25 protein-coding genes are annotated in these 26058 nt (G+C 47.7%); 14 read left to right on the top strand and 11 right to left on the bottom strand.

Annotation, left to right across the window (positions count from 1 at the left end):
- Positions 1 to 108: 108 nt before the first annotated feature.
- The 4 genes from malQ to N773_RS0114360 all read right to left on the bottom strand — a co-directional run bounded on the left by malQ (position 109) and on the right by N773_RS0114360 (position 4939).
- Positions 109 to 1626 carry a 4-alpha-glucanotransferase gene (gene malQ, locus N773_RS0114345; protein ID WP_024858434.1) on the bottom strand — a complete coding sequence of 506 codons (1518 nt, stop codon included), beginning with the start codon at positions 1624 to 1626 and terminating at the stop codon, positions 109 to 111.
- Positions 1627 to 1740: 114 nt separating this feature from the next.
- The gene (locus tag N773_RS0114350; protein WP_024858435.1) at positions 1741 to 3372 is read right to left on the bottom strand and encodes a CotH kinase family protein; all 1632 of its coding nucleotides are present in this window, start codon (positions 3370 to 3372) and stop codon (positions 1741 to 1743) included.
- Positions 3373 to 3450: 78 nt separating this feature from the next.
- A complete protein-coding gene (locus N773_RS0114355; protein WP_024858436.1) occupies positions 3451 to 4179 on the bottom strand; it encodes a hypothetical protein in 729 nt (242 codons plus the stop codon).
- Between the two features lies 1 nt (position 4180).
- Positions 4181 to 4939, bottom strand: a complete 759-nt coding sequence (locus N773_RS0114360) for an AraC family transcriptional regulator (protein WP_242840394.1) — start codon at positions 4937 to 4939, stop codon at positions 4181 to 4183.
- Between the two features lie 185 nt (positions 4940 to 5124).
- On the opposite strand from N773_RS0114360, the gene N773_RS0114365 reads away from it, so the two are divergent.
- Positions 5125 to 6603, top strand: a complete 1479-nt coding sequence (locus N773_RS0114365; RefSeq protein ID WP_024858438.1) for an alpha-N-arabinofuranosidase — start codon at positions 5125 to 5127, stop codon at positions 6601 to 6603.
- 181 nt (positions 6604 to 6784) lie between these two features.
- Here the strand turns inward: N773_RS0114365 and N773_RS0114370 are convergent, their stop codons facing one another.
- The 7 genes from N773_RS0114370 to rsmA form a co-directional block, all read right to left on the bottom strand.
- Positions 6785 to 8197 (bottom strand): glycogen synthase, encoded by a 1413-nt coding sequence (locus N773_RS0114370; protein ID WP_024858439.1) that lies wholly within the window; start codon positions 8195 to 8197, stop codon positions 6785 to 6787.
- A gap of 66 nt (positions 8198 to 8263) precedes the next feature.
- Positions 8264 to 8770 carry a hypothetical protein gene (locus N773_RS0114375; RefSeq protein ID WP_024858440.1) on the bottom strand — a complete coding sequence of 169 codons (507 nt, stop codon included), beginning with the start codon at positions 8768 to 8770 and terminating at the stop codon, positions 8264 to 8266.
- 122 nt (positions 8771 to 8892) lie between these two features.
- A complete protein-coding gene (gene glgD / locus N773_RS0114380) occupies positions 8893 to 10020 on the bottom strand; it encodes a glucose-1-phosphate adenylyltransferase subunit GlgD (protein WP_024858441.1) in 1128 nt (375 codons plus the stop codon).
- Between the two features lie 18 nt (positions 10021 to 10038).
- On the bottom strand, positions 10039 to 11241 hold the full coding sequence (locus N773_RS0114385; RefSeq protein ID WP_024858442.1) for a glucose-1-phosphate adenylyltransferase: 1203 nt from the start codon (positions 11239 to 11241) through the stop codon (positions 10039 to 10041).
- Between the two features lie 78 nt (positions 11242 to 11319).
- Positions 11320 to 13284 carry a 1,4-alpha-glucan branching protein GlgB gene (glgB, locus tag N773_RS0114390; protein ID WP_024858443.1) on the bottom strand — a complete coding sequence of 655 codons (1965 nt, stop codon included), beginning with the start codon at positions 13282 to 13284 and terminating at the stop codon, positions 11320 to 11322.
- A gap of 202 nt (positions 13285 to 13486) precedes the next feature.
- Entirely contained in the window at positions 13487 to 15796 is a 2310-nt protein-coding gene (locus N773_RS0114395) for a SpoIIE family protein phosphatase (protein WP_024858444.1), read from the bottom strand.
- A 70-nt stretch (positions 15797 to 15866) separates the two neighbouring features.
- On the bottom strand, positions 15867 to 16727 hold the full coding sequence (gene rsmA / locus N773_RS0114400) for a 16S rRNA (adenine(1518)-N(6)/adenine(1519)-N(6))-dimethyltransferase RsmA (protein WP_024858445.1): 861 nt from the start codon (positions 16725 to 16727) through the stop codon (positions 15867 to 15869).
- Positions 16728 to 17000: 273 nt separating this feature from the next.
- On the opposite strand from rsmA, the gene N773_RS0114405 reads away from it, so the two are divergent.
- The 13 genes from N773_RS0114405 to purN all read left to right on the top strand — a co-directional run bounded on the left by N773_RS0114405 (position 17001) and on the right by purN (position 25842).
- Positions 17001 to 17201 carry a hypothetical protein gene (locus N773_RS0114405; RefSeq protein ID WP_024858446.1) on the top strand — a complete coding sequence of 67 codons (201 nt, stop codon included), beginning with the start codon at positions 17001 to 17003 and terminating at the stop codon, positions 17199 to 17201.
- A gap of 344 nt (positions 17202 to 17545) precedes the next feature.
- The gene (gene purE / locus N773_RS0114410) at positions 17546 to 18043 is read left to right on the top strand and encodes a 5-(carboxyamino)imidazole ribonucleotide mutase (RefSeq protein WP_024858447.1); all 498 of its coding nucleotides are present in this window, start codon (positions 17546 to 17548) and stop codon (positions 18041 to 18043) included.
- A complete protein-coding gene (locus N773_RS0114415) occupies positions 18040 to 18693 on the top strand; it encodes an HAD-IA family hydrolase (RefSeq protein ID WP_024858448.1) in 654 nt (217 codons plus the stop codon). Before purE ends, N773_RS0114415 begins: the two co-directional genes overlap by 4 nt.
- 71 nt (positions 18694 to 18764) lie before the next feature.
- Entirely contained in the window at positions 18765 to 20186 is a 1422-nt protein-coding gene (locus N773_RS0114420; RefSeq protein WP_024858449.1) for an amidophosphoribosyltransferase, read from the top strand.
- A 42-nt stretch (positions 20187 to 20228) separates the two neighbouring features.
- Positions 20229 to 21269, top strand: a complete 1041-nt coding sequence (gene purM / locus N773_RS0114425; protein ID WP_024858450.1) for a phosphoribosylformylglycinamidine cyclo-ligase — start codon at positions 20229 to 20231, stop codon at positions 21267 to 21269.
- 81 nt (positions 21270 to 21350) lie between these two features.
- Positions 21351 to 21812, top strand: coding sequence for a hypothetical protein (locus N773_RS0114430; RefSeq protein ID WP_024858451.1), 462 nt, complete (start codon positions 21351 to 21353; stop codon positions 21810 to 21812).
- A 5-nt stretch (positions 21813 to 21817) separates the two neighbouring features.
- Positions 21818 to 22567, top strand: a complete 750-nt coding sequence (locus N773_RS0114435; protein ID WP_024858452.1) for a GNAT family N-acetyltransferase — start codon at positions 21818 to 21820, stop codon at positions 22565 to 22567.
- A 7-nt stretch (positions 22568 to 22574) separates the two neighbouring features.
- The gene (locus tag N773_RS0114440) at positions 22575 to 23321 is read left to right on the top strand and encodes an alpha/beta fold hydrolase (protein WP_024858453.1); all 747 of its coding nucleotides are present in this window, start codon (positions 22575 to 22577) and stop codon (positions 23319 to 23321) included.
- A complete protein-coding gene (locus tag N773_RS0114445; protein WP_024858454.1) occupies positions 23321 to 23773 on the top strand; it encodes a DUF5680 domain-containing protein in 453 nt (150 codons plus the stop codon). The genes N773_RS0114440 and N773_RS0114445 overlap by 1 nt, the downstream gene beginning before the upstream one ends.
- 10 nt (positions 23774 to 23783) lie before the next feature.
- Complete coding sequence (locus tag N773_RS0114450) at positions 23784 to 24275, top strand: SF0329 family protein (RefSeq protein ID WP_024858455.1); 492 nt, start codon at positions 23784 to 23786, stop codon at positions 24273 to 24275.
- A complete protein-coding gene (locus N773_RS0114455) occupies positions 24272 to 24784 on the top strand; it encodes a hypothetical protein (protein WP_024858456.1) in 513 nt (170 codons plus the stop codon). Before N773_RS0114450 ends, N773_RS0114455 begins: the two co-directional genes overlap by 4 nt.
- Positions 24785 to 24786: 2 nt before the next feature.
- Positions 24787 to 25200, top strand: a complete 414-nt coding sequence (locus N773_RS0114460) for a hypothetical protein (RefSeq protein WP_024858457.1) — start codon at positions 24787 to 24789, stop codon at positions 25198 to 25200.
- An 18-nt stretch (positions 25201 to 25218) separates the two neighbouring features.
- A complete protein-coding gene (purN, locus tag N773_RS0114465; RefSeq protein WP_024858458.1) occupies positions 25219 to 25842 on the top strand; it encodes a phosphoribosylglycinamide formyltransferase in 624 nt (207 codons plus the stop codon).
- Positions 25843 to 26058: the final 216 nt, after the last annotated feature.

Raw genomic sequence — 26058 nt, forward strand, 5'->3', positions numbered from 1 at the left:
TTGTAAAACAAAGCTCGTGGTCTGTACAGTTATCATTGACAAAAATCAGAGCGTATGCATTAGGTCATGCATACGCCCGATTTTTTTGTTGGCGGCGACTGTATTCGATCATTCTTCCGCCTTGTCTTTTTTCTTTTCGGAATGCGGAGCTCTGCCATAGATCTTTGTCAGATCTGCAAGCTTGTCACCCAGTTTGTCGGTCAGCAGTTCACTGCTTTCAAGGCGCCATTTCCAGTTAGTGCCAACAGTGGACGGTGTATTCATTCTCGCTGTGGAATCCAGTTCAAGTATATCCTGCATCTGTGCTATCGCCGTATCGCATACGCTTGACCAGCACAGTCTTATCAGCGCCCAGGGCACATCGCTGTCTTTTTTGACATTCAGATACTTCTTGCAGAAATCAGCTGTCTTTTTATCACAGCTCTTTATCCAGCCCAGAGCAGTCTCGTTGTCGTGAGTACCCGTGTAGCATATGCTGTTTGAAGTGCTGTAATTGTGGGGAAGATATCCGTTTGAACTGTCACCGTCAAAGGCGAATTCCAGTATCTTCATGCCCGGATAACCTGCCGCTTCAAGCATCTTGACTACTTTCTTTGTAAGGAATCCCAGGTCCTCCGCAATGATATCCAGTTCACCAAGTTTGCGGTTCACCGCTTTGAAAAGCTTCATATCAGGGCCCTTGCTCCAGTGACCCTTTCTCGCATTCGGTGCGCCGTAGGGTATGCAGTAGTAGCTTTCAAATCCGCGGAAATGGTCTATCCTTACAGTGTCGTATATCCCGAAAGCCGCACGTATGCGCTCTATCCACCAGACGTACTTTTCCTTTGCCATGTAGTCCCAGCGGTACAGGGGGTTGCCCCATAGCTGACCGTCCTCCGAGAAACAATCGGGGGGACATCCCGCAACTTCGATGGGCTTCTTTTCCTTGTCAAGGTAGAAATATTCGGGGGTCGCCCAGACCTCAACACTGTCATATGCGCAGTATATCGGTATATCACCGATTATCTTTATTCCGCGGTCGTTGGCGTACTTTTTAAGACGTTTCCACTGTCTGAAATACTCATACTGCACAAAGCACCAGAAGTCGATATCATCAGCGTAGTCCTTTGAAGCCTGTTTGACAGCTTTGCCTTTATGCATTTTCAGCGGTTCTTCCCATTCGTACCAGGCTTTTCCGCCGTGGGCGAATTTCAGCGCCATGAACAGACCGTAGTCGTATATCCAGTTTTTGTTATCAAGCACGAATTTCACATATCCCTTGGCAGGGTCTTTGCGGAAGCGCTTGTGAGCTGCTTTCAGTACAGTGAAAATATTTTCGTATATCGTACCGTAATCCACAGAGCCCTTATCGTCGCCCCATTTGATGTCCTTGTACTCCTCGGGCTTGAGATAGCCGTCCTTTTCAAGAGTTTCAAGGTCGATAAAATAAGGATTTCCCGCGTGTATCGAAAAACTCTGATATGGCGAATCACCATAGCTTGTGGGAGAAACAGGCAGTATCTGCCAGCAGCTCTGCTTTGAGCGTACAAGAAAATCCACGAACTCATAAGCTTCCTTGCCCATCTTGCCGATGCCGTAGTCATTCGGCAGTGAGGATATATGCATAAGTATTCCGCTTTTTCTCATTTTTATTTACCTCGTAAAGAAGATTTTTCAATGTTGTAGTGTATATTAAACGACATTCCTATTGTAACATACTTCCGAGAATATTGCAATAGGTTCAGCGCTGACTGTTCAGCCTTACTTGCCCCACTCGCCATTCATGAATTCTACTCTCGCACTCAGCCATTCATGCAGATAATCTGCCGCTTCTTCATGAGTTTTGCATTCCTTCGCCCTGCTTGATAGTTCGTTTGCAAATATCTCATTGTGTACAAGGTTGTCCCAGCGTTCATAATTGCGCTCGAATGCGTCTTTGTACTTTGTCTTGTCGCTTTCTATGGTATCCAGCGCTTCCGTGAACACGCCCGCGTCATATGCCGCAGTCCATTTTTCCTTTATTATATCCCTGAACCAGTCCTCATACATAAGCACGGCAAGCCATGGGTTGATGGAATCATACTCTCCGCCGCCATCGACACCGCCGTTTGCATCGGGTACGATGTTCGCCGCATAGTACCCTGTGCCGTCAGCGCATCTGTCTTTGTTTCCGAGTCCCGAATCGAAATCCCAGGGTGCTTCAAAGGTCAGCTTTTTGTCGCCGCCCTCACCGAAATCTGCGTCCATATAAAAACTCGACCAGTAGATATCAGCGTCGCAGGTAAGCTCGCTGATTATGTACATATCCGCCAGTGAATCCACATTAACTACTTTTTCAACTGCTTCGCGGGGAGTTATCTTATCCGTCATCGAGATGGTCTTGTAATCATCATCGAATACCCATGCTTCATCATCGTAAGCCGCACGGTACATTATATTGTATACATTGTTGGTGTAATTGGCTATGAAATCATGCTGTGCCACCGAGTAGATATTGCTGTGTATCGTCATGCCGACTTCGTCTCTGGGGTCTTCGGGGTCATCGCTGCAGCGTGCCGCCATTGTCCTGCCACTGCCGTCATTGCCGTCATAGGGTGTTAAAGGTGCGTTTTTGTTGTAATCCATCCTGAACTGATGCAGGTCGTCCTCATTGAAGAAATAACCGTCGAACTCCATAAAATAGCCGATATCCGTGCCTTGATAGTCTTTCTCGGGGTCGGTGATATCGACCCTGTCGGGATTTACCTGCTGATACTCTGCGAGTAGATATACGCCCCAGTATTTTCCGTTGACGATAACATCTACCAGCTGAGTATCAGATGCATATAGCCCGTCTTTCTCGAAAATACCCCTTGCCATTTGCAGCGAAGCCTTGTCTCGAAGCATCGAACCGTCCTTGTAGCTCGCCAGAAGCAGCCAGTTTTTCGCTTCGGCACCGTCGTTAAGGCCCAGTACGCTCTGCTTTTCATCAAACTTAATACGCAGAGGTTTTTTGTCATATGTGGTAGTCCAGTTGCCGCGCACCTTTACATTACCGCGAAGTTCCTCGGATACCGCCTTGGCGTTTTCATCGTAAAGAGTAATACTGCATTCCTTGTAAACAGGCTCGGGAGGGATCACGTAATCATCATACCAGGAAGCTTGCATCTCTGATATATGACTTGATACCGTTTCCGTGATAAAATCAAGGGAATCCTCAGCACCTGCATCGTCTGTCACTATTGATATAGTAGCGATACCTTTAGCGGGTTCGATTTCTGGCAAATCCTGAACATTGACTGCGTCGCCATTTTTACCGGATCTCTTCTCCTTGTCACCGGTTTTACCAAGCGAACAGCCTGCCATGGTCAGTACGATCATTACCGCGGCAGCAGCACTTATCAGTCTTTTCATTTTCATTCCTCCGTTCTTTGACCTTGTGTTATCGGTTATTGGTTATCGGTCAGTTTCCCGACCGCAGCGTATGCAGAATTACCCCTCTGTCTTTTTCCATAACTTGCAGCGTCCCTGCTTTCCGCACTCGGTGATAATACCCATAACAGAAAGCACACGTATGCATTTTCCTGCGGTGTCGGCATTTATCCGACATAGCTTTGCAAACTCCGCTGATGTGAATCCATCGGGTAGTTCCTCGGGCAGAAGTGCCGCTATATCCTCTTTTCTCCGTATAACGACTTCCTCAGTCATCTCCGAGGGAAGTTTGTCTATCTTGTCAGCCCGACGTTTTTTCTCCACCGCACGGATACGAGTTTCCTCGACTGTCAGCACAGGGAACCTCACCGTCAGGTTCTCATTGCCCAGAAATTTCCTTATCCCGTAAAGTTCAGCTATCCCGTGCCATATCTTCAACCGCTTAGGCGAAAGCCTCTTCGATATCAGCTCGCCGCTGTCGGGGTCGATATCCAGCAGATATTTCCTTGCTTCTATCGGGTATACCACTGTCACCCTGCATAATGGCAGAAGTGCTTCCAGCTTCCGCTCCAGCCGATAAAGCGCCCTTGTCTGTATCTCGATGACACCGTCTTCGGAAACAACGTCCGCCACAAATCCGCCCAGAGGTATCTCCTTGTTCTCTTCACCGCCGCCGTAATACTCTTTCAGCACCGCGTGGACAGTCTTCTCCGACAGCGTGCCTATACCCTTGCTCTGGGGCTTTTCAAGGAGTTTTCTCCGCGCTTCGGCAAATCTCATCTTGTCCATATCATTTACCGTTTATCAGCTTGCGGTAGGCTCCCGGGGCTGTACCTGTGCGTTCCTTGAACCTGTGCATGAAGCATACCTCGTTTTCATATCCGCAGAGATTCGCTATCTCCCGCACTGTCAGAGCTGTTGATGAAAGATAGTACTGCGCGGTACGTATCCTTGCCGAAAGCAGATCCTCATAACAGCTTACCCCGAATCTGCTGCGGTAAAGCTGCTGAAAATGCGAGGGGCTGACCCTAACCCTTTCAGCCAGCTGTGCCACCGAGGTGAACTGACCCGGGTTCGCATATATATCCGCACGCAGAGCGTCAAGTATCTCTGCATGAGGGTTAAGCTGTGCATCGCTTGTTCCGTCAGATTCTTCTGATACCTTCATCAGCAGAAGTTTTATCAGCATAGATGAATACTCGTCCTTGTTCGGCGATGTGGAAAGCTGTTCACGGCTCAGCATACGCAGTATATCCTCCGCATCACTCACACGCCCGGGCGTAAGCAGTCTGTCGAATATCACACGCCCGTCGGCGTCGCCGTCCTCCATGCCGAAATGCAGAAAATGGTTCACATAACTGCCGCATATCGCCCGATAGTACTGGGGAGTACCCTCGCTGTATATTATCGCCGTGTCAGGTGATACGGTAGAATCCCTGCCATCGGTAGTAAGCAGAGCGTCTGTTTTGAATATGATAAGTAAACAGTCACCCGAACCATTTGGACGTTCGATGGAAAAATCTGCACTGTGATGCATATCCAATCCCATATTGTGAAGCCTGAACAATACAGCCACCCCTTTACAAAAGAATACAAATCGTAGGATAAGTAAGTACAAAAATATTATACGTCATTGAATTTGGTTTGTCAATATGTTATATTGTAATTACTGTGAAACGCAGCGCGGACGTTCGCGCAATTTACTTAATTCTAAGTTACAGGAGGTATACCGATATGAAAAATTTTAAGATGCTTGTTAACGCCAATGACAAAACAGGCCACATCAACCGCGAGATATACGGACATTTCTCCGAACATCTCGGCAGATGTATATACGGCGGTATCTACGTGGGCGAGGATTCATCAATACCCAATATCCACGGTATCAGAAAAGACGTTATTGAAGCGTTCAAGCAGATTAAGATGCCTGTACTCCGTTGGCCGGGCGGATGCTTTGCCGATGAATACCACTGGAAAGACGGCATAGGCGATAAGTCTACCCGTAAAAAGATGGTAAACACTAACTGGGGCGGCGTTGTTGAGGATAACAGCTTCGGTACCCACGAGTTCATGGAACTCTGCGAACTGGTAGGCTGTGAGCCCTATATCGCAGGCAACGTAGGCAGCGGCACCGTTCAGGAAATGGCTGAATGGATAGAGTATATGACTTTTGACGGTATATCTCCCATGTCAGAACTGAGAAAGAAGAATGGCAGAGAGAAGCCCTGGAAGCTGAAATATTTCGGCATAGGCAACGAGAACTGGGGCTGCGGCGGAAATATGCGCCCCGAATATTACCTCGACCAGTACAGACAGTACCAGAGCTACTGCAAAAATTACAGCGGCAACGAGCTCTTCAAGGTAGCCTGCGGTCCCGGAGGCGGCGGAGAGGATTGGTACAACTGGACACAGGTGCTGATGAAGAACCTCAATCCCGACCAGGCACAGGGCATATCCTTCCACGCATACAACGTTCCCAACTGGGTAGACAAGGGCTCTTCCACAGAGTTTGATGCCAACGATTACTATACCATACTCAACCTCGCTAACTACGTTGACGTTATGCTGACCAGACATACCGAGATAATGAACCGCTACGACCCCGATAACAAGATAGGTCTTATCATGGACGAGTGGGGCAACTGGTTCAATGTTGAACCCGGCACAAATCCCGGATTCCTTTATCAGCAGAACACTATGCGTGATGCTATCGTTGCAGCTATGCAGCTGAATATCTTCAACCGTCACTGCAAGCGCGTTATTATGGCTAATATCGCTCAGGTTGTCAACGTTCTTCAGGCTATAATCCTCACTGAGGGCGAAAAGCTTGTCAAGACTCCTACATACCACGTTTTCGATATGTTCAAGGCTCATCAGGATGCTGAGTGCGTATACTGCCATACCGATAACGAGAACTGCTGCGGTGGCAAGAGCGTTCCTATGATATCTTCTTCCGCTTCCGTAAAGGACGGCGTTATGACTATAACTCTCGCAAACTGCTCCATTGACGACGATGCCGAGCTCAGCTGCGATATCTGTAATTTCGACGCTAAGGAAGTTAAGGCACATATCCTCACCGAGGACGTTCATGCCTGCAATACTTTCGATGATCCCGAGAAAGTCGCTATCAGGCCTCACGATGTCAAGCTTGAAAACAGCAAGCTGACCGTTAAGCTTCCTGCTTGCTCGGTAGTCGAGATCACTCTTAATTAACTGATTACACTCTATATAAACACATTCCAACCAAACAAAGGCGCTTCCGCATCAGCGGAAGCGCCTTTGTTCTGTTCGGGAAACTTAGGTGAGGCAATAATTCTGCTGACGCAGAACGAGGGTGGACTTTCGATAGTCCACCCTCGTTCTTTCAGCTGTACCATTTTGAGGTATTGCTGTTTTAATTGATATTTTCGTAGAGACGTATATACTCCCTGGCGGAGCGCTCCCAGCTGAAATCCTGCTTGAATGCGGTAGATACCAGGCGCTCCCAGCGCATTTTATCGTCGTAGTACGCTCTTGCGCGTACAGTGGCATCGAGCATATCGTGAGCGTTGTAGCTCTTGAAAGTGAAGCCGTTGCCGTTTTCGCCGCCTGCATCGCGTATGGTATCGCGGAGACCGCCTGTTTCGCGGACTATCGGGATAGTGCCGTATCTCAGGGCTATCATCTGGGCAAGTCCGCAGGGCTCACTCTGGGACGGCATGAGGAACATATCGGCACCTGCATATACCTTTCTTGAAAGCTCGGGGACGAATCCTAAACGGAGACCTACTCTGTCGGGATAGCGGTAGTGCATCTCGGTGAAGAAGTCTTCGTATATCTTTTCGCCCGAACCCAGTATTGCGAATTTATAGCCCAGGCTTATCATATCCTCAAAGACATACTTTATGAGGTCGAGACCCTTATGTGACACAAATCTGGTGACTATGCCGATGATGGGCTCTTTGCCCGATGCTATGCCGAGTTCGTCGCAAAGGGCTTTTTTACAGACAAGTTTGCCCAGTCTGTCGTTAAGGCTGTAGTTGCGGGCGAGGTTCTTGTCGGTGGCGGGGTCGTATATCGTCTGAGATATTCCGTTGAGTATACCGCTGAGTTTATACTGGTGGTGGACTAGTTCTCTGTCGAGAGAGTGGGAATACCAGGGGTCGAGTATCTCCCATGCGTAGCTTGGGGATACTGTTGTTACTCTGTCGCTGACCTCTATTGCGGCTTTCATGAAATTCACGTCGCCGTCATAGCTCAGCATATCGGTATGGTATAGTGGTATGCCCATGAGGTCGTTTATCAGTTCAAGACCGTACTGACCCTGATACTGGATATTGTGTATGGTAAATACTGTCTTTATATCCTCGTATCCCGGCTGATAGCGGTAGAAGATATCATAGTAAACGGGCACGAGTGCAGTCTGCCAGTCATTGGCGTTGATGACTTCGGGTTTGAAGTCGATGAATTTCAGCAGTTCGAGAACTGCACGGGAGAAGAATATATATCTTTCTGCATCATCGTAGAAGCCGTACATACCGTTTCTGGCGAAGTAGTATTCGTTATCCAGAAGATAGTAGGTAACGCCGTTCTCCACTCCCACGAACACACCGCAGTACTGATTGCGCCATGCTACGGGCACGGTGAAATTGGTGATGTAATTCAGTCTGTCTCTGAGTTCCTGACGGATACTGCCGTAAAGGGGCAGTACAACGCGGCAGTCCTGTCCGAGTGCGTTTAGTGCGGCGGGCAGTGAGCCTGCAACATCTGCGAGTCCTCCCGATGCGGAGTAGGGAAGTCCCTCGCTGGCTGTATAGAGTATCTTCATAGTATCACCCTCCTTTTGCGTAATTGATAGGTCGGTCATAGTTGGTGGGGTCTGCCGGGGCAGCCGTTACAATTGATATTTCTTTGAAAAATCATCAAACATATCTGAAAATTCAGCTTTCTTTTCTTCGGGCATATTATTATACGAATCTATGATAAGCTTTTGGAAAGCAGTGGGAAAGGAATTTGTCTGATAGTTATACATACTTAAAAGTATTGTTTCTATCAGGCTGTATCCCATTGTTGTTTTCCTTTGGTTCATCAGCGTGACCGTTTGGGCATCATTAAAGTCATAGCAAGTGTCCCATACACAAGCCTGAAGAAAATGGTCTCCTTTATCATTTATAAGGATATCCATGCCTGTATCAAAAGCTTTTGAAGATGACCGCTCCATGAGTTCATTTAATGCATAAGGAACTTCATCGATATATACCATATCATCTATGATCTCAACAAGCTCATCATCAGATGAACGTTTCATAAGTTCTTTGAAGGCTTCGCCCATTTTAACGTAATCTTCCGTTCTTTCAATAATATCATACAGCTGATCGTTTGAATAATTCTTCAGTTCCATATTTCGCTCATTTGTAAAAGTTAGTATTTATGCTGTGAAACAGGTGCGTTTTCTCCCACAGACCATGTTTTATTATCGAAAACGCACGGCACCGACCGACGGCGCCGTGCGGCTGATTTTTATTATACTGTAGCGCCCTTGGATACGTACATCTGGTAATCCGCGGTGCTTGTGAGAACGTGCTTGGGAGCAACGGTTACGTCCTTATCGGTGATGACGTAGTTCATCTGTGCGCCGTCGCCTACAACAGTACCCTGTCCGAGGATGCAGTTCTTGATCTTTGCGCCCTTGCCGACTTTTACACCTCTGAACAGCACACAGTTCTCAACTTCGCCCTCGATTATGCAGCCGTCTGCAACAAGAGAGTTCTTGACGATACTGTCGAGATCGTACTTAGCAGGTGCGTTGTCGCTTACCTTGGTATAGATGGATCTCTTGGGAACGAAGAGCTTTCTTGCGTTCTCGGGATCGAGGATATCCATATTTGCCTTGAAGTATGTATCGGTGGAATTGAGCTTGCTGAAATAGTACTTGTATTCATAAGCCATTATTTTCAGCTCATTGCATCTTTCCTGAAGGATATCTTTCTCGAAGGAAACTTTGCCCCTTGCGATGGAGTCCTTTATCATATCTACTATGAATTCCATGCTCATGACGAACATATTCAGGCTGCAGGTGCAGGTGCCGCTGAGTTCGGGCTGGATGAGCACGCTGGTTACCTGACCTTCGTCATTTGTGTTCAGTACGGTGGCGGTCTTCAGGTCTTCCGAGGTATATGGTCCTGTGTGTGACACTACGGTTATATCGGCACCAGTCTCGATATGCTTTGCAACTATCGGCTTGTAGTCGATATTTGTGATAACGTCACAATCTGTCAGTACCACATACTTTGCGGCAGAATGTGTGATGAAATTCATCGCGCCGTAGATTGCTTCGATCCTGCCCCTGTAAAGTGTGCTTTCAACATTGCCGAAAGGAGGAAGTATATAAAGTCCGCCTTTCTTTCTTGCGAGATCCCATTCTCTTGCGCTTCCAAGGTGATCCATAAGAGACTGATAATTGCTCTTTGTGATCACACCTACCTCGGAAATACCGCTGTTTACCATATTTGAGAGGGGAAAATCTATCAGGCGGTATCTTCCGCCGAACATTACAGAACCCATAGTTCTGTTCTTTGTCATATCACCGAGAGTCGTGTCGTGCATATTTGCGAAAACAAGACCCAGTACATTACCCATGTTAACTTCCATTTTACCCGGTCTCCTTTCTTACATATCTTCGTAGATTATCGCCTTTGGCACAACGTTGGCTCCATCGGATATTTTCAGGTTATGACCAACTACAGCAACGCCCCAGCTGTCCTTGTCCTCGATGGTCTCTGGTCTTGCACCTATCTGGCAGTTTTCGCCGATGACTGAGTTTTCACCTACGATGGCATACTCTACCTTAGCGCCTTTCTTGACTACTGCGCCGGGCATGAGGATAGAGTCATATATAACAGCGCCCTCTTCAACGATAACACCGTCGGATATCATTGAGAATTCTACAGAGCCGTCTATGACACATCCCTCTGTTACCATGCAGTTCTGTATCTGGGCATTCTTGCCGATACTCTGGGGAGGGAATATCGGGTTTCTGGAATAGATCTTCCAGTTGGGATCGTAGAGATCTATGGGGATATTGGGATTTATAAGATCCATATTAGCTTCCCAGAGGGACTCGATGGTTCCGACGTCCTTCCAGTAGCCGTCAAAGCGGTAAGCTACCAGCTTTTCGCCTGCTTCTCTCATATCGGGTATGATATTCTTTCCGAAGTCCTTGGAAGCGGTCTCGTCCTTTTCGTTGGCGATGAGGTAAGCTCTCAGCTTCTCCCATGTGAATATGTATATACCCATTGAAGCCAGTGTAGATCTGGGGTTCTTGGGCTTTTCTTCAAAGTCGATGATATTATCTTCTTCATCGGTTATCATTATGCCGAAACGGCTTGCTTCGTGCTTGGGAACATCGAGAACAGCTATAGTGGCAGCTGCGCCCTTTTTCTTGTGGAATTCCAGCATCTTGTTGTAGTCCATCTTGTAGATATGGTCGCCAGAAAGCACTACAACGTACTCGGGGTCATATCTGTCGATGAAGCCGATATTCTGATAGATAGCATTTGCAGTGCCCGAATACCAGTCAGCACCCGTAGCCTTCTGATAAGGAGGCAGTACATGAACGCCGCCGTGAACACGGTCGAGGTCCCATGGCTGACCGTTGCCTATGTACTCGTTGAGTACCAGAGGCTGATACTGTGTGAGGACACCTACTGTGTCTATACCTGAATTTATGCAGTTAGACAGAGGAAAGTCGATAATACGATACTTTGCGCCGAAAGGCACTGCGGGCTTTGCAACATCCTGGGTCAGGGCGTAAAGTCTGCTGCCCTGGCCGCCTGCCAGAAGCATAGCCACACATTCTTTTTTGTTGAACATAAATTTTCACCCACCATATTAATTATTTTTCTATTGATATCTGCCCGCTGTGATGATGGCGGGACAGCTGTATGCCTGTTAGTTTTCTTTAGCTGATTTTTTCTTATCTGAGTTGTGTTCTGCCTTTTTGACAGCCGCTTTTTTCTTTTCGCCGTCCTTCTTAACTTCAAAGTACAGGCAGGCAAAAGGCGGTATATCTATGCATACCGACTGTTCAAAGCCGTGCATGGGAACGTCCTGCGATTTGACAGTACCGTTGGTCATAGGTGCGCCGTCGGGGGAGGCGGAGTTGAATACCTCGGTATACTTGCCCTTATACGGCACGCCGAAGCAGTAGCTCTTTCTCTCAACGGGGACGAAGTTGCAGAGAACGATGACTTCGTTTGCCTCCGCATCAAATCTGCGGAATATGATTATGCTTTGTCTGAAATCGTCATTGGCTATCCAGCTGAAGCCAGACCAGTCGAAGTCCTTCTGCCAGAACTGGGGATGGTCGAGATAGAAGCGGTTGAGACGTTTTGAGAAAGCATGATAATTGCGGTGGTTCTCGTATTCGTCTACAAGGAACCATTCAAGACCGTTCTCATAGTCCCACTCTCTGAACTGGGCAAACTCTGTGCCCATGAACATCAGCTTTTTGCCGGGGTGAGCCATCATATATGCATTGAACAGCTTGCACTGCTCGAACTTTTTGTCAACATCTCCGCCGTACATCTTGTTTACCAGTGAAGCTTTGCCGTGTACTACTTCATCGTGGGATATAGGCAGTACGAAATTCTCCGAGAATGCATAGAAGAAGGAGAACGTCAGCATATCGTGATGGAATGCCCTGTCTATGGGGTCGTAGCTCATATATTTGAGCATATCGTTCATCCAGCCCATGTTCCATTTGAAGTTGAAGCCCAGACCGCCGTCGGTGACGGGCTTGGTTACCATCGGCCATGCGGTGGATTCTTCGGCTATCATCAGTGCTGTGGGGCATCTGGAGAAAACTGCTGTATTGAGGTCGCGCAGGAACTGCACAGCTTCAAGGTTTTCATGTCCGCCGTATATATTGGGTGTCCATTCGCCGTCACGTCTGTCATAATCGAGGTACAGCATCGAAGCCACTGCGTCAACGCGGAGACCATCGATATGGTACTGTTCTATCCAGTAAAGTGCGTTGGAGATGAGGAAGCTCTTGACTTCGCCTCTGCCGTAGTCGAATACTCTTGTGCCCCATGCGAGATGGTCGCGCTTTTTGGGGTCGGCGTACTCATAGCTCGCACCGCCGTCAAATTCAAACAGACCTGCTTCGTCGCGGGGGAAATGTGCGGGTACCCAGTCGAGGATAACGGATATACCTGCCTGATGGAAGAGGTCTATCATCGCCATGAACTCGTGAGGAGTGCCGAAACGTGAGGTAGGTGCATAGTAGCCTATGCCCTGATAACCCCAGGAACCGTCAAAGGGAAATTCTGCCAGGGGCATGAATTCGATATGGGTATAGCCCATATCCTTGAGGTAAGGTATTATCGTATTTGCGAATTTGGTGTAGGAATAGTATACTCCGTCATCGCAGGACTTCCACGAATTCAGGTGAACCTCATATATATTCATGGGGCAGTTGTAAACGTCTTTGGTCTTGCGTTCTTCCTGCCACTTATCGTCTTTCCATTTGTAGCCTTCGATATCGAATATCTTAGAACCCGTCTGGGGCTTCAGCTCCATGTGTGTTCCGTAGGGGTCAGCCTTACAGCGGCGTTTGCCGTCACAGCCGACTATGGAGAATTTATATGTATCGTATGTCTTCAGACCGGGAATGAATACTTCCCAGACTTCGGATTTTTCGATCTGCTGCATAGGTGTGGCGTTATCGTCCCAGTTGTTGAAATCGCCGACCAGAGAAACGGCGCGAGCCTTGGCAGCCCATACTCTGAAATAATAACCGTCATTCCCGTCTTTTGTGCCTTTATGGCAGCCGAGAAAACGGTAAGTCTCGTAGTTGGTACCGTTATGGAAAAGGTATAGAGGTATCTCATATTCCTGAGGTATTTTATCCATGAAAACTCTTTCCTCCTTTTTAACAAGGCATAGCGATGCCTTTTTATACATCTATTTTAACTCTTATTTAATATTTTTGCAAGGGGTTTTGTAATTTTTTTCAAGTTCCTACATATTTTAACCAGCGGGTTTGTGCATATGGTATATGGTATTAATAAAAAATGTCGGATTTATACACTAAAAGATACAAATGTATACATAATTAATCTTTACGCGTACCTATACGCACCGCGATCACGGTGATATCATCTGCTCTTGCGCCCTGTCTGCGGTCGAGTATCATGCTTCCCAGACGGTTCACCAGTTCGTTGATATCGCAGTCGGTCTTATCTGCCGCAGTCTGTGCTATCAGCTGTGCGGAATCTTCGTCCGCACCGTCGGAATTCATTATTATGATGTCGCCGTCAAAAAGCTTTATCTCGCATTTATCGGGGGGACAATCAGACAGTATCCCTGCGGGAAATGAAGTATCTCCCAGAGACACTACTGCGCCGTCACGGCACAGCCTGCTGTTTACTGCCCCCGCTTTCAGCAGTGAAGCCCGTCCTCCGCAGAGGTCGAGATGCATTATATCCATGGTGGCAAAGCTTTCCTCCCAGCCCTTTACACGAAGCATCGAGGATACCAGCCTGTGCACGGTGGTGAGAGAAAGTCCCGAGGTGAGAAGCTTGCGGCTGAGGCTGACAGTGAATGAAGAATCCAGCCTTGCACGTTTGCCTGTGCCCATGCCATCGGACAGGAGTATATATTTCTCGCTGCCGCCTATATCAAAGATATCATAACTGTCTCCTGAATACTCTCCACTGGCAGATGCCGAGAAAACTGCGGCTTCCGCGGTAAAGCAGGGGAGTTCGGAGAAGGATATCCTCGTCATGCCGTTTTCTTCGGTGATATCGGGCAGAGCCATATCGCAATCGAGAATAGAGGACACCGATGCTGTAAGTTTAGCGATATCTCCCGAAAAAACGCCTTTTACAAAGGCATCGGCTCTTCGGCAGAGGTCTTCGTCTATATAGACGCATACCTTTGCGCCCTTATATCCCATGACAGCCAACTGTTCTCGCACGCTTTCGGAGAGTCCTGTATCTATTGACTGCACCCGTGATGAACGGTATGACAGGTCGGAAAGGATATCTTCCATTGAGAGAAGCTGATCGGTAAGCATTGTCCGCAGTTCCCTGATGCGGATATTCTCGGCTTTGTCCCGTATGATATGTCTTTCGAGGTCGTTGAAAGCTTCGGCAAGAAGTACAGGTCTGTCACAGCACAGTACTGTCTGCCTGACCTGTTCATCGGTTACGGCATCGCCGCGGTCAAGGGTAAATTGAAGGATATCAAAAGCCTTCTCTGTGTTTTCGTTTTTCTCAAAACAAAGGTGATAAGAGTGGCAGTCGGTACACACGCACCGTCTGACCTCTGACGAGGCTGTGCGGGAAGCGGTGTTCCTGTCCATAGTTACCGTGACCATGTCAAGACGGCGGCGTATCTCACCGAGAGTCCTGCCTGCCATTGAAAGTCTGGCGGCTGTGGTCTGTCCGATGAGTTCGGGGGTGCTTTGGAAGCCCGATATTCGCTTGCTGAAATTCTTTATTTTATCGGCGGGTATGATAAGAAACAGGATAGAGCCTGTTACGATATCCGCGAACATATGGTAAGTATCGCCGTTGATACCCACTGCCACAAGGCTTATCAGGGAAGTTACGAGAAAACTCATGACAGCTGCCAGTCTGCCGAAGCGGACGAATACTCCGCATATCAGCCCTGCCGTTGCGAGAAGCAGAGTGTTTCTTGCAAGTGAGGGGTCGCTGACAAGTACGCCGCAGGCTGTCAGTGCGCCTATGACTGCACCGCCGAAACTGCGGTATCTTCTTGATGCCTGAAGCATTATGAATGCGCCGAGCATCCTGCCGGGATTTATGGCGAATATATTCACCGAAGCGAATATGCTCACCATCATTATGAAGAACATTCCCGCGAACATACCGTTCATGCCTGTGAGGTCGAAAACACCGCTGTGTTTTGCGGAGTCACGCACAGACATTGTGATGAAAACGGTACAGCCTGCCAGCAGAGAATTTATCATGCGCATGGACGCAAGATAAAAATCGCTAGGCACAGCGGCAGTAACAACGCAGGAGAACAGCATCAGCACTCCCGACACCACGAGGGAGCGATAGACGGGTTCTTCACGCCTGTCTCCGAAGGGGTCGATAAAGTGTATGGCTGTTATCACAAGCACGGAGCATATCTGCACTATACCTGCTTCGATACCGCGGTTCAGCATAAAAGCCAGCAGCGTCCCGAGGAAAACGGCGGGTGAATAGTTACCTGCCAGAGATGCTGCCGCGCCGCACATAAATGAGGGAAAGCCCAGAGTGACAGAAAGACCTGTCAGGAGACCGCCCGCAAAAGCAATTATGCGGCATGACCATTTTCGTGCTGTTGCCGTACTTTTCGATATCTGCCTTTTTCTGGCAGGAGTTACGGATCTTGTTTTAACATTCAGTAGCATATTTCTCACGTCCCGATAATAGAATATATGAACATATTCTATCATCGAGAGTGTGGGAAATGTGTCGTATTTACGTGAGTTTTTTCAGTTCCTCGCTGAAACGCACCAGTTCCTCCATGGATAGCTGTTCGGGACGGACATTTGCCCCGAGACCGCTGTTTTCCACGGCGGCGGTGACTGTATGCTTATCGGTGCCGAGACCTGCGGACACGGAATTCACCAAGGTCTTTCTGCGCTGCGAGAATGCCGCTCTCACCATTTTGAAGAAAAAGGCTTCGTCGGTTACTCCCTCGGGGGTGGTATCATTGATATCAAAGCGCACCACACAGCTGTCAACGTTTGGCGCGGGCATGAAGCTTCCGCGGGAAACATTGAAGAGTATCTTAGGCTTTGAGAAGTAGTTGACGGCTACGGTAACTGCTCCCATATCCCTTGTGCCAACAGGTGCGCACAGGCGTGTGCCCGCTTCTTTCTGCACCATAACAGTGACGGAACGTATCCGCAGACGCTGTTCGAGAAGCATCATGAGTATGGGGGACGTTATATAGTATGGAAGATTTGCACATACAGCGACTTCCAGTCCATCGAATTCTTCCTCGATAAGTTTGTGCAGATCGACTTTCATTACATCTGCATTTATGACCTTGACGTTATCATGTTCGGCGAGGGTCTCTTCAAGCACGGGGATAAGGCGTTCATCTATCTCGATGGCGACCACCTTATCGGCACGCTTTGCCAGTTCGTTTGTAAGCACACCCACGCCTGTACCTATCTCTATCACTCCGAAGCCGGGTTTAGCATTGCCCATCTCAGCTATGCGGGGGCAAACCGAGGGGTTTACCAGAAAGTTCTGCCCGAGGGCTTTTGAAAATGTAAAGCCGTGGCGCTGCATGACGTCTTTTATAACGCCTATATTCGATAGATTATCCATTACATTCTCCCCATTTATCTATCTGTCGGCTTATCCGTTTTTCGGAAAGACCAACATTGTTTTCTGTCGTTTTATTTTAACATTTCGTAAGCAAACAAAGTAATTTGTTATTTATGTTAATTTTCAGCTATAAATCGATAATATAATTTTAACATATAAGTGACATTAAGTCAATAGGCAAGCGCATTATTTATCGAATATGGGGCATACTGATGAACAGATAAATGGAGTCGGTTTTAAGGGCTGAGCGAACAGTACGAAGGAGAAATAAGGATGTATAATTTCAGACTTTATGCAAACGGAGAAATATCGGCAAGAGTGTTAGGAACAGCGGGATACCGCGGTTTTTCGGGCACCGACACGGATGGCATACGTTCGGTGCAGAGGTTGTGCAAGTGCCGCACAGTGTCGGAAACGGCTGTTGATATGTCGGCGATAAGTGCGCTGAACAGGGCTGAGGGAGTCTTTTATTGATGATATGATTTGTTATTTTACACAATAAATCTTTTTATAACCTTAACAAATTCTATATGGAAAACTGTTGAAATTGTCCCGAGAATATTGTACAATATTTATATGATATCGGGGGGATGACCCTCCCTAAAAGCCGCATGGCGCAGGACAGGAGTATCGTATGATGTATTCGGGAATATGTAAAGATTCAAAAGCTTTATATTCCATGGGCGGAGCGACCGATGGCTGCCGCTTTGTCTCATCACACTCTAAGTACACCCATGCAAGTAACAAGTATGACCAAATTTGAAACTGCAACGCAATAGCTGCAGTTTTTTTTGTTGAAGAAGGAGTTTGATGCTGATATGAAGAAAGTAGCAGTTATCATGGGTTCGGACAGCGATTTTCCTGTGGTATCCAAGGCGTGTGCCGAGCTGAAAGCTTACGGTGTGCCTTATGAATGTCATGTTATGAGCGCCCACAGAACACCTGCCCTTGCCGCTGATTTTGCAGACAAGGCTAAGGAAAACGGATTCGGCGTTATCATCTGTGCGGCAGGTATGGCTGCACATCTGGCAGGAGTTATCGCGGGACACACTACACTGCCTGTTATCGGTATCCCCTGCAAGTCCAGCAATCTTGATGGCCTTGATGCTCTGCTGGCTACTGTACAGATGCCCAGTGGCATACCTGTAGCGACTGTCGCTATCGACGGTGCAAAGAATGCGGCTTTGCTGGCTATACAGATGCTGGCACTCTCCGATGATGGTCTGGCAGAAAAGCTGGAAGCTGCAAAGGCTGAGATGATCGAGGGCGTTAAGGCAAAGGACGCTGCTCTGCAGGAAAAGCTGGCTGCACTGTGAGCAGATACAAGTTCCTGCTGTTCGATCTTGACGGCACACTGATGGATACAGCGCCCGGAATATTCAGCGTGGTGAGGTACACCATGGAAAAGATGGGACTGGAAGAACCTCCGAATATGAGAAGATTTCTGGGACCTCCGCTGTTTCGGTCGATGAAGGAATTCTGCGGACTGGACGATGAACGCGCCTGGGAAGCGGTCAGGATATACCGCGAAAAGTATCCTGTGGACGGGCTTTTCGATTCTGAAAAGTTTGAGGGCGTTGAGGATATACTTAAAGAACTCAGAAACGACGGATTCGTCCTCGGAGTTGCTACAAGCAAGCCCGAACCCTTTGCAAGAAGCCTTTTGGAGCATTTCGATATGGCAAAGTATTTCACCTTTATCGGAGGTTCCGGAGTGGACGGTGCAAGGGACACGAAGCAAGAAGTCATCGAGTACACGCTGGAAAATCTTGGCGTTACGGACAGAAACAGCGTGCTTATGATAGGCGACAGGCTCCATGATATCGTGGGAGCCAAGGAATGCGGGCTTGACAGCGTATATGTGCTGTGGGGCTACGGCAGCAGGGAAGAAGCGGAAGAATGCGGCGCTGACATTATCGTGGAAACGCCTGCAGACTGCCGCAGTTATATAATTTCAGGAAATTGACGGATAACGGATATGCGTCGGGAATCGGCGAATATCCGATAAAAATAATAAGGTATCGGGAGATTTGATTTATGGGCGGATTTTTTGGCGCAGTGTCAGCTAACGACTGTATACAGGACGTTTTCTTCGGCACTGACTATCATTCACATCTGGGCACAAGAAGAGGCGGTATGACCTCATATGCGCCCGAAATAGGTTTTCAGAGAAACATTCACAGCATTGAGAACTCACCTTTCAGAACAAAGTTCGAGAAAGACGTTGAGGCTATGCGCGGCAAGGTCTGTATCGGATGTATAAGCGATACAGATCCTCAGCCGATAATGGTAAGGTCTACGATGGGTCTTTATGCTATATGCTCCATCGGCGTTATACATAACGCAAAGGAGCTGACAGAGGAGCTCTTGCTGAAAGGCTGTGCAAACTTTGAGACTATGAGCAGCGGTGCTATCAATTCCGCAGGACTTATCGGTGCGCTGATAGCTCAGAAAGACAGCTTCGTTGACGGTATACGCTACGCTCAGGAGAAGATACAGGGCACTATGTCACTGGTGCTTATGACTGAGGATTCCATCATATGCGCAAGGGACAAGGCAGGCAAGCTGCCTATTCTCATCGGTGAGAGATCGGACGGATACTGCTTCTCATTTGAAGATTTCGCTTACCAGAAGCTGGGCTACAAGACCTGCCATGAGCTGAAAGCAGGCGAGATACTGAAGCTCACCAAGGACGGCTACGAGATACTCTCCGAGGGTACGGACGAAATGAGCATCTGTACTTTCCTCTGGACTTACTACGGCTACCCCAACGCCAACTACGAGGGCGTCAATGTTGAGGGCATGAGAATACGCAACGGCATGATAATGGCGGAGAACGACATCAAGAACGGCAGACTGCCCGATGTTGACTACGTATGCGGCGTTCCCGATTCGGGTACTCCTCACGCTATCGGTTATGCCAACAGGAGCGGTATCCCCTTTGCAAGACCTTTCATAAAGTACACTCCCACATGGCCCAGAAGCTTTATGCCTACAAATCAGTCCATGAGAAACAAGGTAGCTAAGATGAAGCTGATACCCGTTCATGAGTTCATCGAGGGCAAGAAGCTGCTGTTCGTTGATGACAGTATCGTAAGAGGTACACAGATGAGGGAGACGGTTGAGTTCCTTTATGAAAACGGCGCTAAGGAAGTTCATATGAGATCTGCCTGTCCTCCTATAATGTACGGCTGCAAGTACCTTAACTTCTCGAGAAGCACTTCTGAGCTGGAACTCATCGCAAGGCAGATAATCGACGAGAATGAGGGTATCGAGGGTGTTAAGTACATCAGCGAATACAGCGATACCAACACCGAGAGAGGCAAGTATCTCAGAGATGAGATATGCCGCCGACTGAAGCTCACTTCACTGGAATTCCAGTCCGTAGAGGGTACAGTAAGGGCAGTAGGCAGACCCGAGTGCGGACTTTGCACATATTGCTGGAACGGCAAGGAATAACACTTACAACAAGTTAAAGTATATGACCGAAAGGAAGCATTTATGAACAAGAACAGTTATTCAAACAGCTACAAGGATGCAGGCGTTGACGTTACTGCCGGTTACAAGGCAGTAGAACTTATGAAGCAGTACGTAGGCAGAACAGTTACCAAGGGCGTTATCGATGGTATCGGCGGTTTCGGCGGACTCTTTGAACTGGATATCACAGGCATAAAGAAGCCTGTTCTGGTATCGGGCACTGACGGCGTTGGTACTAAGATCAAGATCGCTTTCCTGATGGACAAGCATGACACCGTGGGCATCGACTGCGTTGCTATGTGTGTAAATGATATAATCTGCTGCGGCGCTAAGCCCCAGTTCTTCCTTGATTATATCGCCTGCGGAAGAAATATCCCCGAGAAGATCGCAAGCATAGTTTCAGGCGTTGCAGAGGGCTGTGTACAGGCAGGCTGCGCACTGGTAGGCGGTGAGACTGCGGAGCATCCCGGTCTTATGCCCGAGGAAGAGTACGACCTGGCAGGATTCTCTGTCGGCGTTGTTGATAAGGACAAGATACTCGACCCCACCACACAGAAGGCGGGTGATGTAATGATCGCTATAAAGTCCAGCGGTGTACATTCCAACGGTTTCTCGCTGGTAAGAAAGGTATTCGATGTTAACGAGGAAAATCTGGCTAAGCACTATGACGAGCTGGGTACAACTCTTGGCGAGGCACTGCTGACACCTACACGCATCTATGTTAAGGCTATCATGAGCCTGCTGGATGCTGTAAAGGTAAAGAGCATATCCCACATCACAGGCGGCGGATTCTACGAGAATATCCCGAGAGCACTGCCCAAGGGCATATCCGCTCAGATCAAGAGAAGCGATGTTCAGGTACTGCCTATATTCGACCTTATCGCAAAGACAGGCAATATCCCCGAGAGAGATATGTTCAATACTTTCAACATGGGCGTTGGTATGACTGTTGTTGTTGACAAGGCTGACGCTGATGCGGCTATCGCTGCTATCAAGGCCGCAGGCGAGGATGCTTATGTTCTCGGCGAGCTGGTAGATAGCGACATGGGCGTTATCATCTGCTGATAAAAAGTATTTTCAGCCACTCGGCGCGGCTCGTGTCGGGTGGCTTTTTTAAACGGGTCATGATGAAAGAAGTTCGGTGTTATGGAATCTATTTACAATGACATTTTCGATATCCATTCTATGATAGTGTGTTTCAGGGTACTGCCCGAGAGGGTCGGTGCTTATTTGCCTGCACTCAGGGAGATATCGGATAAACTTGCAAAGGCATCACCCTCAGAGGGTTTTGTAAGAAGTGCGCTTCGCGGTTACTTTGATAAGAACGATGATATACTTTCATGGGTATGCGGTGACAAGCCCGATGACGGCAGACGTGCTGAACTTTCTGGCGAATACTGTGCTGTACTGTCGCGGGTGATAAGCGAGATGGCGGAATGTCACGGAGACCGCGGCAGGGAATATCTGCTGTGCGACTGCGTACATAATTTCCCGCTGATGATGGCTGACGGTGAGTTTCAGCACAAGTCAGCTGATGATATGCTGAGGGATTACCGCAGAAAGTATGACAAAGATTTTCTGAAAAATGAGATGTCAAAACTTCGGTGACAGATATGTTTAAAAACTATTTCGATAAGCTTCTCACCCAGCTGGCTGTTGATTATAACTGCACTGCTGAGGACTTTTTCAAAGACAGCAACACTGTTGTGGCATCGGCTTTGAACGAGGGCAGAAGACTGTATTCAACGAAAAAGACATTCCTCTCAATGGCGACTGTCGGCAGAGGAACTGTCATTTCGGCTGACGAATCTATACATGAGTTTTTGTATGGATTTGCCAAAAGTAAACAGGGACATCAGCTGATGGAACACAGAAACCTTGCGGCGATAGACAGAGAACTTGCAAAGTACGGATACGGTCTTACACAGACACACCATATGTTCCTGCCCTGCCGTGATGTAACACCACAGGCAGACTATGCCGTAAAGTGGTACTATGATGAGGAGATACATCAGTTTTACAGCGATGAACGTTTTGAAAATGCCATATGCGAAGCGGCGCTTTCAACACGCCCCGACAGGATAGCGGTTGTCGCTTGCGACGGCGACAACATCATGGGCATGGCTGGTTGTTCCGAAGATGCACCTCACTGGATGCAGATAGGCATTGATGTTATGCCCGAATACCGTTCAAAGGGCGTTGGTACTTACCTTGTGACGCTTCTGAAAAACAGGATAACCGAAATGGGTGATATACCATTTTACGGAACAGGTGCGGGAAATCTCCATTCGCAGAATATCGCGCTGAACTGCGGTTTCAAGCCTGCGTGGGTGGAGATAGAAGCTAAGCCGATAAGAGGGTGACATCACCATGAAGACAGTTATTTTCGGTGAGAAAAACAGCGATACTATCATCCTGCTCCACGGCGGCGGGCTCTCATGGTGGGGATACCGCGAAGCTGCGCAGATACTTTCAAAGCAGTATCGTGTGGTTCTTCCTATTTTAGACGGTCATGCAGGGAGCGACAGGGACTTTTCTTCGATAGAAGACACCGCGACGGAAGTCATTACATATATAGATGAAAATTTCGGCGGCAGTGTGAAACTTCTCGGCGGGCTGTCTCTCGGCGGACAGGTCGCACTTGAAATGCTGGCACAGCACGGGGATATCTGCGAAAATGCAGTGATAGAGAGCGCACTTGTTATACCCTCAAAGATGACAGCGGCGCTTTTGCCCTCATCACTGAAAATGAGTTACGGGCTGATTCAAAAAGAGTGGTTCGCGAGGAAACAGTTCGCGGCACTGAAGATAAAGGACGAACTGTTTGAGGATTATTTCCGCGACACCAAGGAGATAACTCTTGAAAATATGACAGCTTTTCTCACGGCAAATCAGCAGTATGAACTGAAAAGCTCTGTGAAAGATACTTCTGCGCGAGTGTATGTTTTTGCAGGCGGAAAAGAAATGAAGTCGGTAAAACGATCGGCTGAGATGATAAACAAAGCCGTTAAGGGCAGCAGCATCGAGGTGCTTGACGGAATGTATCACGGAGAGTTCTCCATGAGATACGCGGAGAGATATGCCGATAAGATAATTGATATCTGCGGAGGAAAATGATGTTGGACAAACTTAACGATAAGGTTATCGGATTTCTGATAAGGGCGAAGAAAGCCACTTATGCGGGCAAGGGCGCGGAAAGCGCAAGCAGCCGTCCGAAATCCCATGATTTGAAGTACAGCGAGGACGGGCTTACCTACATAGATACTTATCTCGGCGGCGAGAGATTTGCGGGCGAGGAAGCTTTATGGTGTGACGGCGAACCATTCTGGTCGATGAATTATGTCGGCAGAGTGACAGGTGAGAATTTCAGCGGAGATTTTCTGAAAGAGGCACTGTTAAGAGTTCCTGCTGATAAGCCATTCAGAGGACCTGCGCGTTATGAAGACGGCGGATATGTATACGAATGCGAGGTAAGCGGTGATACCTGCTGGTTTTATGGGCATGAGATAATATCGTTGAATGGTGTGCAGATATATGAATGTCTGTTCCACGGCGGAAGCATAAAGTAAGGAGGGCATTATGCCGTTTACAAAGATAAAGAAAAGGCTTGAGACGGAGTTTCTTGCGCCCTCATTGCAGGGGCGTGTGACATACTTTGCCACCTCATACAGCAAATATCCCGACCATGAGGGGCGTGCGGCAATACGTGTTGACGGTGTTGAGGTCTTCAAGAGCGACTATTTTGAACTCATGATGCTGCATTCACAGAAATACCATGAGCAGGAAGAAAGCGGCGCAGGGCTTCACAGAAGCTGGATGCAAGCATTTGATGAAGCCGAAAAAGCTGGCGGATTTGACCATCAAGTATTTTACCGCGCCTTTGATATGTTCTCTTCACAGCCGATTGAGGAGAGCCTGAAAAGCGAGTATCCGCTTGTCAGGATATTTGCGATACTCGACAGGCGGACGGGTAAGCGCAGACTTTCTGCTATGGCTGAGGAAATGGAGAGCGCACCGCCTTTTATACAGATATTTTACAAGCTGAGATGCGAAGCGGAGGGCTTATCGTGAGAGAATTCGACAACAGGAAGTCGCTGAAGACATTCTGGCACAGGCACGGACATCAGCTTGCAGGACTTATCGTGCTGGCGGGAGTACTGACAATTGGCTATATCGGTTATCGTGAAAGCCACCCAAAGGCGGTCAGTGTTGATGATATCAAATCGGAGATGCCAACTTATGAGGAGACGCTTGGCATTGATAAACTAAAGCTGAGTTATGATATCAAGGTCGATGGCTTTGACGGAGAGATGTTCCTGTACAGCGTTTATTTTGAAAATCCCCCCACAGATGAAGATATCAGTGCGGTGGAAGAGTGTATGGATAAACTCCCGCAGGATGACGAAAATACATATCACGGAGATGTTATGGTCTTTGCAGATGAACCCGACAAAGTAACGGTGATGCTCGATCTCGGAAATGCAGATGATGAACAGTATATAACCGAAGTCCCGAAAGCACTGGACGGTATGAAAGGCATTAAAAAGGTTGTTATAAACGAAGGTGCGGGGGAGTATTGAGTATGGAGCGTATGACCTGGTCCGCTGAGGACTATAAGTATATCGACGAAAAATACTACGCCGGTTTTGAGGGCGAGGAAGAGTACGTCTTTTTTACCTGTGATGAAAAGGGCATAAGGTGGGGCTATGGTATATGGGACGGATATCTTGGTGCTGTGGTTGACGGTATAAAACCGGAAGAATATGGATTTATCGGGTTACAGCTCTATTATCATGTTGATATGTTAAATGAGGAACTTTGTCCCGATGACGTATACGAATTTAAAGACCCTGTAACAGTGTACAGACAGCTTGCGGCGGTGGATAAGACGAAACTGAGATTTTTGCCTAAAAGCGGCGAAGTGTTGGATGTATTGAAAAAACTATTCAGGGACGCGGCTGAAACAGGTAAGCCCGTATGTGTTTATTATTTTTGACCGAAAGGAAGTATCATTATGAAAAATATAGTAGTACTGGTCTCGGGCGGCGGGACTAATTTACAGGCACTGATAGACGCTCAGGAAAGAGGAGAGATAAAGGGCGGAAAGATAAGCTGTGTAATATCCTCAAAAGAGGGCGCATATGCCCTTGAAAGAGCGGCTAAGGCAGGTATACCCTCAGTGGTGCTGCCCAGAAAGGAGTATGCTGACAAAAAGGCATACAGTCAGGCTATACTTGAAGAACTTGACAGACAGAAAGCCGACCTCGTTGTGCTGGCAGGATTCATGATAATCCTTGACGAAGTAGTTACAAAGGCTTATCCCTACAAGATAATCAACGTTCATCCCGCACTGATACCCTCTTTCTGCGGTGAGGGCTACTATGGTCTGAAAGTTCATGAAAAGGCTCTGGAATACGGTGTCAAGATCAGCGGTGCGACTATACACTTTGTAAATGAAGAAGCAGACGCAGGTGCAATAATTCTTCAGGGCGCAGTTGATATCGCCAACGACGAGACCCCCGAAACTCTCCAGAAGAAGATAATGGAAAACGTGGAGTGGAAGCTCCTGCCCAAGGCAGTTTCGCTGTTCTGTGAGGACAGAATAACTATCCGTGACGGCAAGGCTTACGTTGATTAATGGCTTTATCTGAAAAAAAATAGTGATAATTCTTTGCTATGACTTGCAATCGGCGAAAATTTCTGCTATAATATATAGTTGATATGATGCGCGTGCATATTCACTGTGCGCGATAGTGGTTTTTTACTAGGCTGTTTTTAAGCTGTTAAAGAATATGAAGAAAACATTGGTAAATACCATTGAAGCAAAGTTCAATGGTCAACCATAAACCTTATC

It is taken from the genome of Ruminococcus albus AD2013 (assembly GCF_000526775.1).
Taxonomy (GTDB): domain Bacteria; phylum Bacillota; class Clostridia; order Oscillospirales; family Ruminococcaceae; genus Hominimerdicola; species Hominimerdicola alba_A.

Excerpts from the sequence above, each read along its gene's own strand:
- malQ (WP_024858434.1), bottom strand. The coding sequence starts at position 1,626 with ATGAGAAAAAGCGGAATACTTATGCATATATCCTCACTGCCGAATGAC.
- N773_RS0114350 (WP_024858435.1), bottom strand. The coding sequence starts at position 3,372 with ATGAAAAGACTGATAAGTGCTGCTGCCGCGGTAATGATCGTACTGACC.
- N773_RS0114355 (WP_024858436.1), bottom strand. The coding sequence starts at position 4,179 with ATGGACAAGATGAGATTTGCCGAAGCGCGGAGAAAACTCCTTGAAAAG.
- N773_RS0114360 (WP_242840394.1), bottom strand. The coding sequence starts at position 4,939 with ATGGGATTGGATATGCATCACAGTGCAGATTTTTCCATCGAACGTCCA.
- N773_RS0114365 (WP_024858438.1), top strand. The coding sequence starts at position 5,125 with ATGAAAAATTTTAAGATGCTTGTTAACGCCAATGACAAAACAGGCCAC.
- N773_RS0114370 (WP_024858439.1), bottom strand. The coding sequence starts at position 8,197 with ATGAAGATACTCTATACAGCCAGCGAGGGACTTCCCTACTCCGCATCG.
- N773_RS0114375 (WP_024858440.1), bottom strand. The coding sequence starts at position 8,770 with ATGGAACTGAAGAATTATTCAAACGATCAGCTGTATGATATTATTGAA.
- glgD (WP_024858441.1), bottom strand. The coding sequence starts at position 10,020 with ATGGAAGTTAACATGGGTAATGTACTGGGTCTTGTTTTCGCAAATATG.
- N773_RS0114385 (WP_024858442.1), bottom strand. The coding sequence starts at position 11,241 with ATGTTCAACAAAAAAGAATGTGTGGCTATGCTTCTGGCAGGCGGCCAG.
- glgB (WP_024858443.1), bottom strand. The coding sequence starts at position 13,284 with ATGGATAAAATACCTCAGGAATATGAGATACCTCTATACCTTTTCCAT.
- N773_RS0114395 (WP_024858444.1), bottom strand. The coding sequence starts at position 15,796 with ATGCTACTGAATGTTAAAACAAGATCCGTAACTCCTGCCAGAAAAAGG.
- rsmA (WP_024858445.1), bottom strand. The coding sequence starts at position 16,727 with ATGGATAATCTATCGAATATAGGCGTTATAAAAGACGTCATGCAGCGC.
- N773_RS0114405 (WP_024858446.1), top strand. The coding sequence starts at position 17,001 with ATGTATAATTTCAGACTTTATGCAAACGGAGAAATATCGGCAAGAGTG.
- purE (WP_024858447.1), top strand. The coding sequence starts at position 17,546 with ATGAAGAAAGTAGCAGTTATCATGGGTTCGGACAGCGATTTTCCTGTG.
- N773_RS0114420 (WP_024858449.1), top strand. The coding sequence starts at position 18,765 with ATGGGCGGATTTTTTGGCGCAGTGTCAGCTAACGACTGTATACAGGAC.
- purM (WP_024858450.1), top strand. The coding sequence starts at position 20,229 with ATGAACAAGAACAGTTATTCAAACAGCTACAAGGATGCAGGCGTTGAC.
- N773_RS0114430 (WP_024858451.1), top strand. The coding sequence starts at position 21,351 with ATGGAATCTATTTACAATGACATTTTCGATATCCATTCTATGATAGTG.
- N773_RS0114435 (WP_024858452.1), top strand. The coding sequence starts at position 21,818 with ATGTTTAAAAACTATTTCGATAAGCTTCTCACCCAGCTGGCTGTTGAT.
- N773_RS0114440 (WP_024858453.1), top strand. The coding sequence starts at position 22,575 with ATGAAGACAGTTATTTTCGGTGAGAAAAACAGCGATACTATCATCCTG.
- N773_RS0114445 (WP_024858454.1), top strand. The coding sequence starts at position 23,321 with ATGTTGGACAAACTTAACGATAAGGTTATCGGATTTCTGATAAGGGCG.
- N773_RS0114450 (WP_024858455.1), top strand. The coding sequence starts at position 23,784 with ATGCCGTTTACAAAGATAAAGAAAAGGCTTGAGACGGAGTTTCTTGCG.
- N773_RS0114460 (WP_024858457.1), top strand. The coding sequence starts at position 24,787 with ATGGAGCGTATGACCTGGTCCGCTGAGGACTATAAGTATATCGACGAA.
- purN (WP_024858458.1), top strand. The coding sequence starts at position 25,219 with ATGAAAAATATAGTAGTACTGGTCTCGGGCGGCGGGACTAATTTACAG.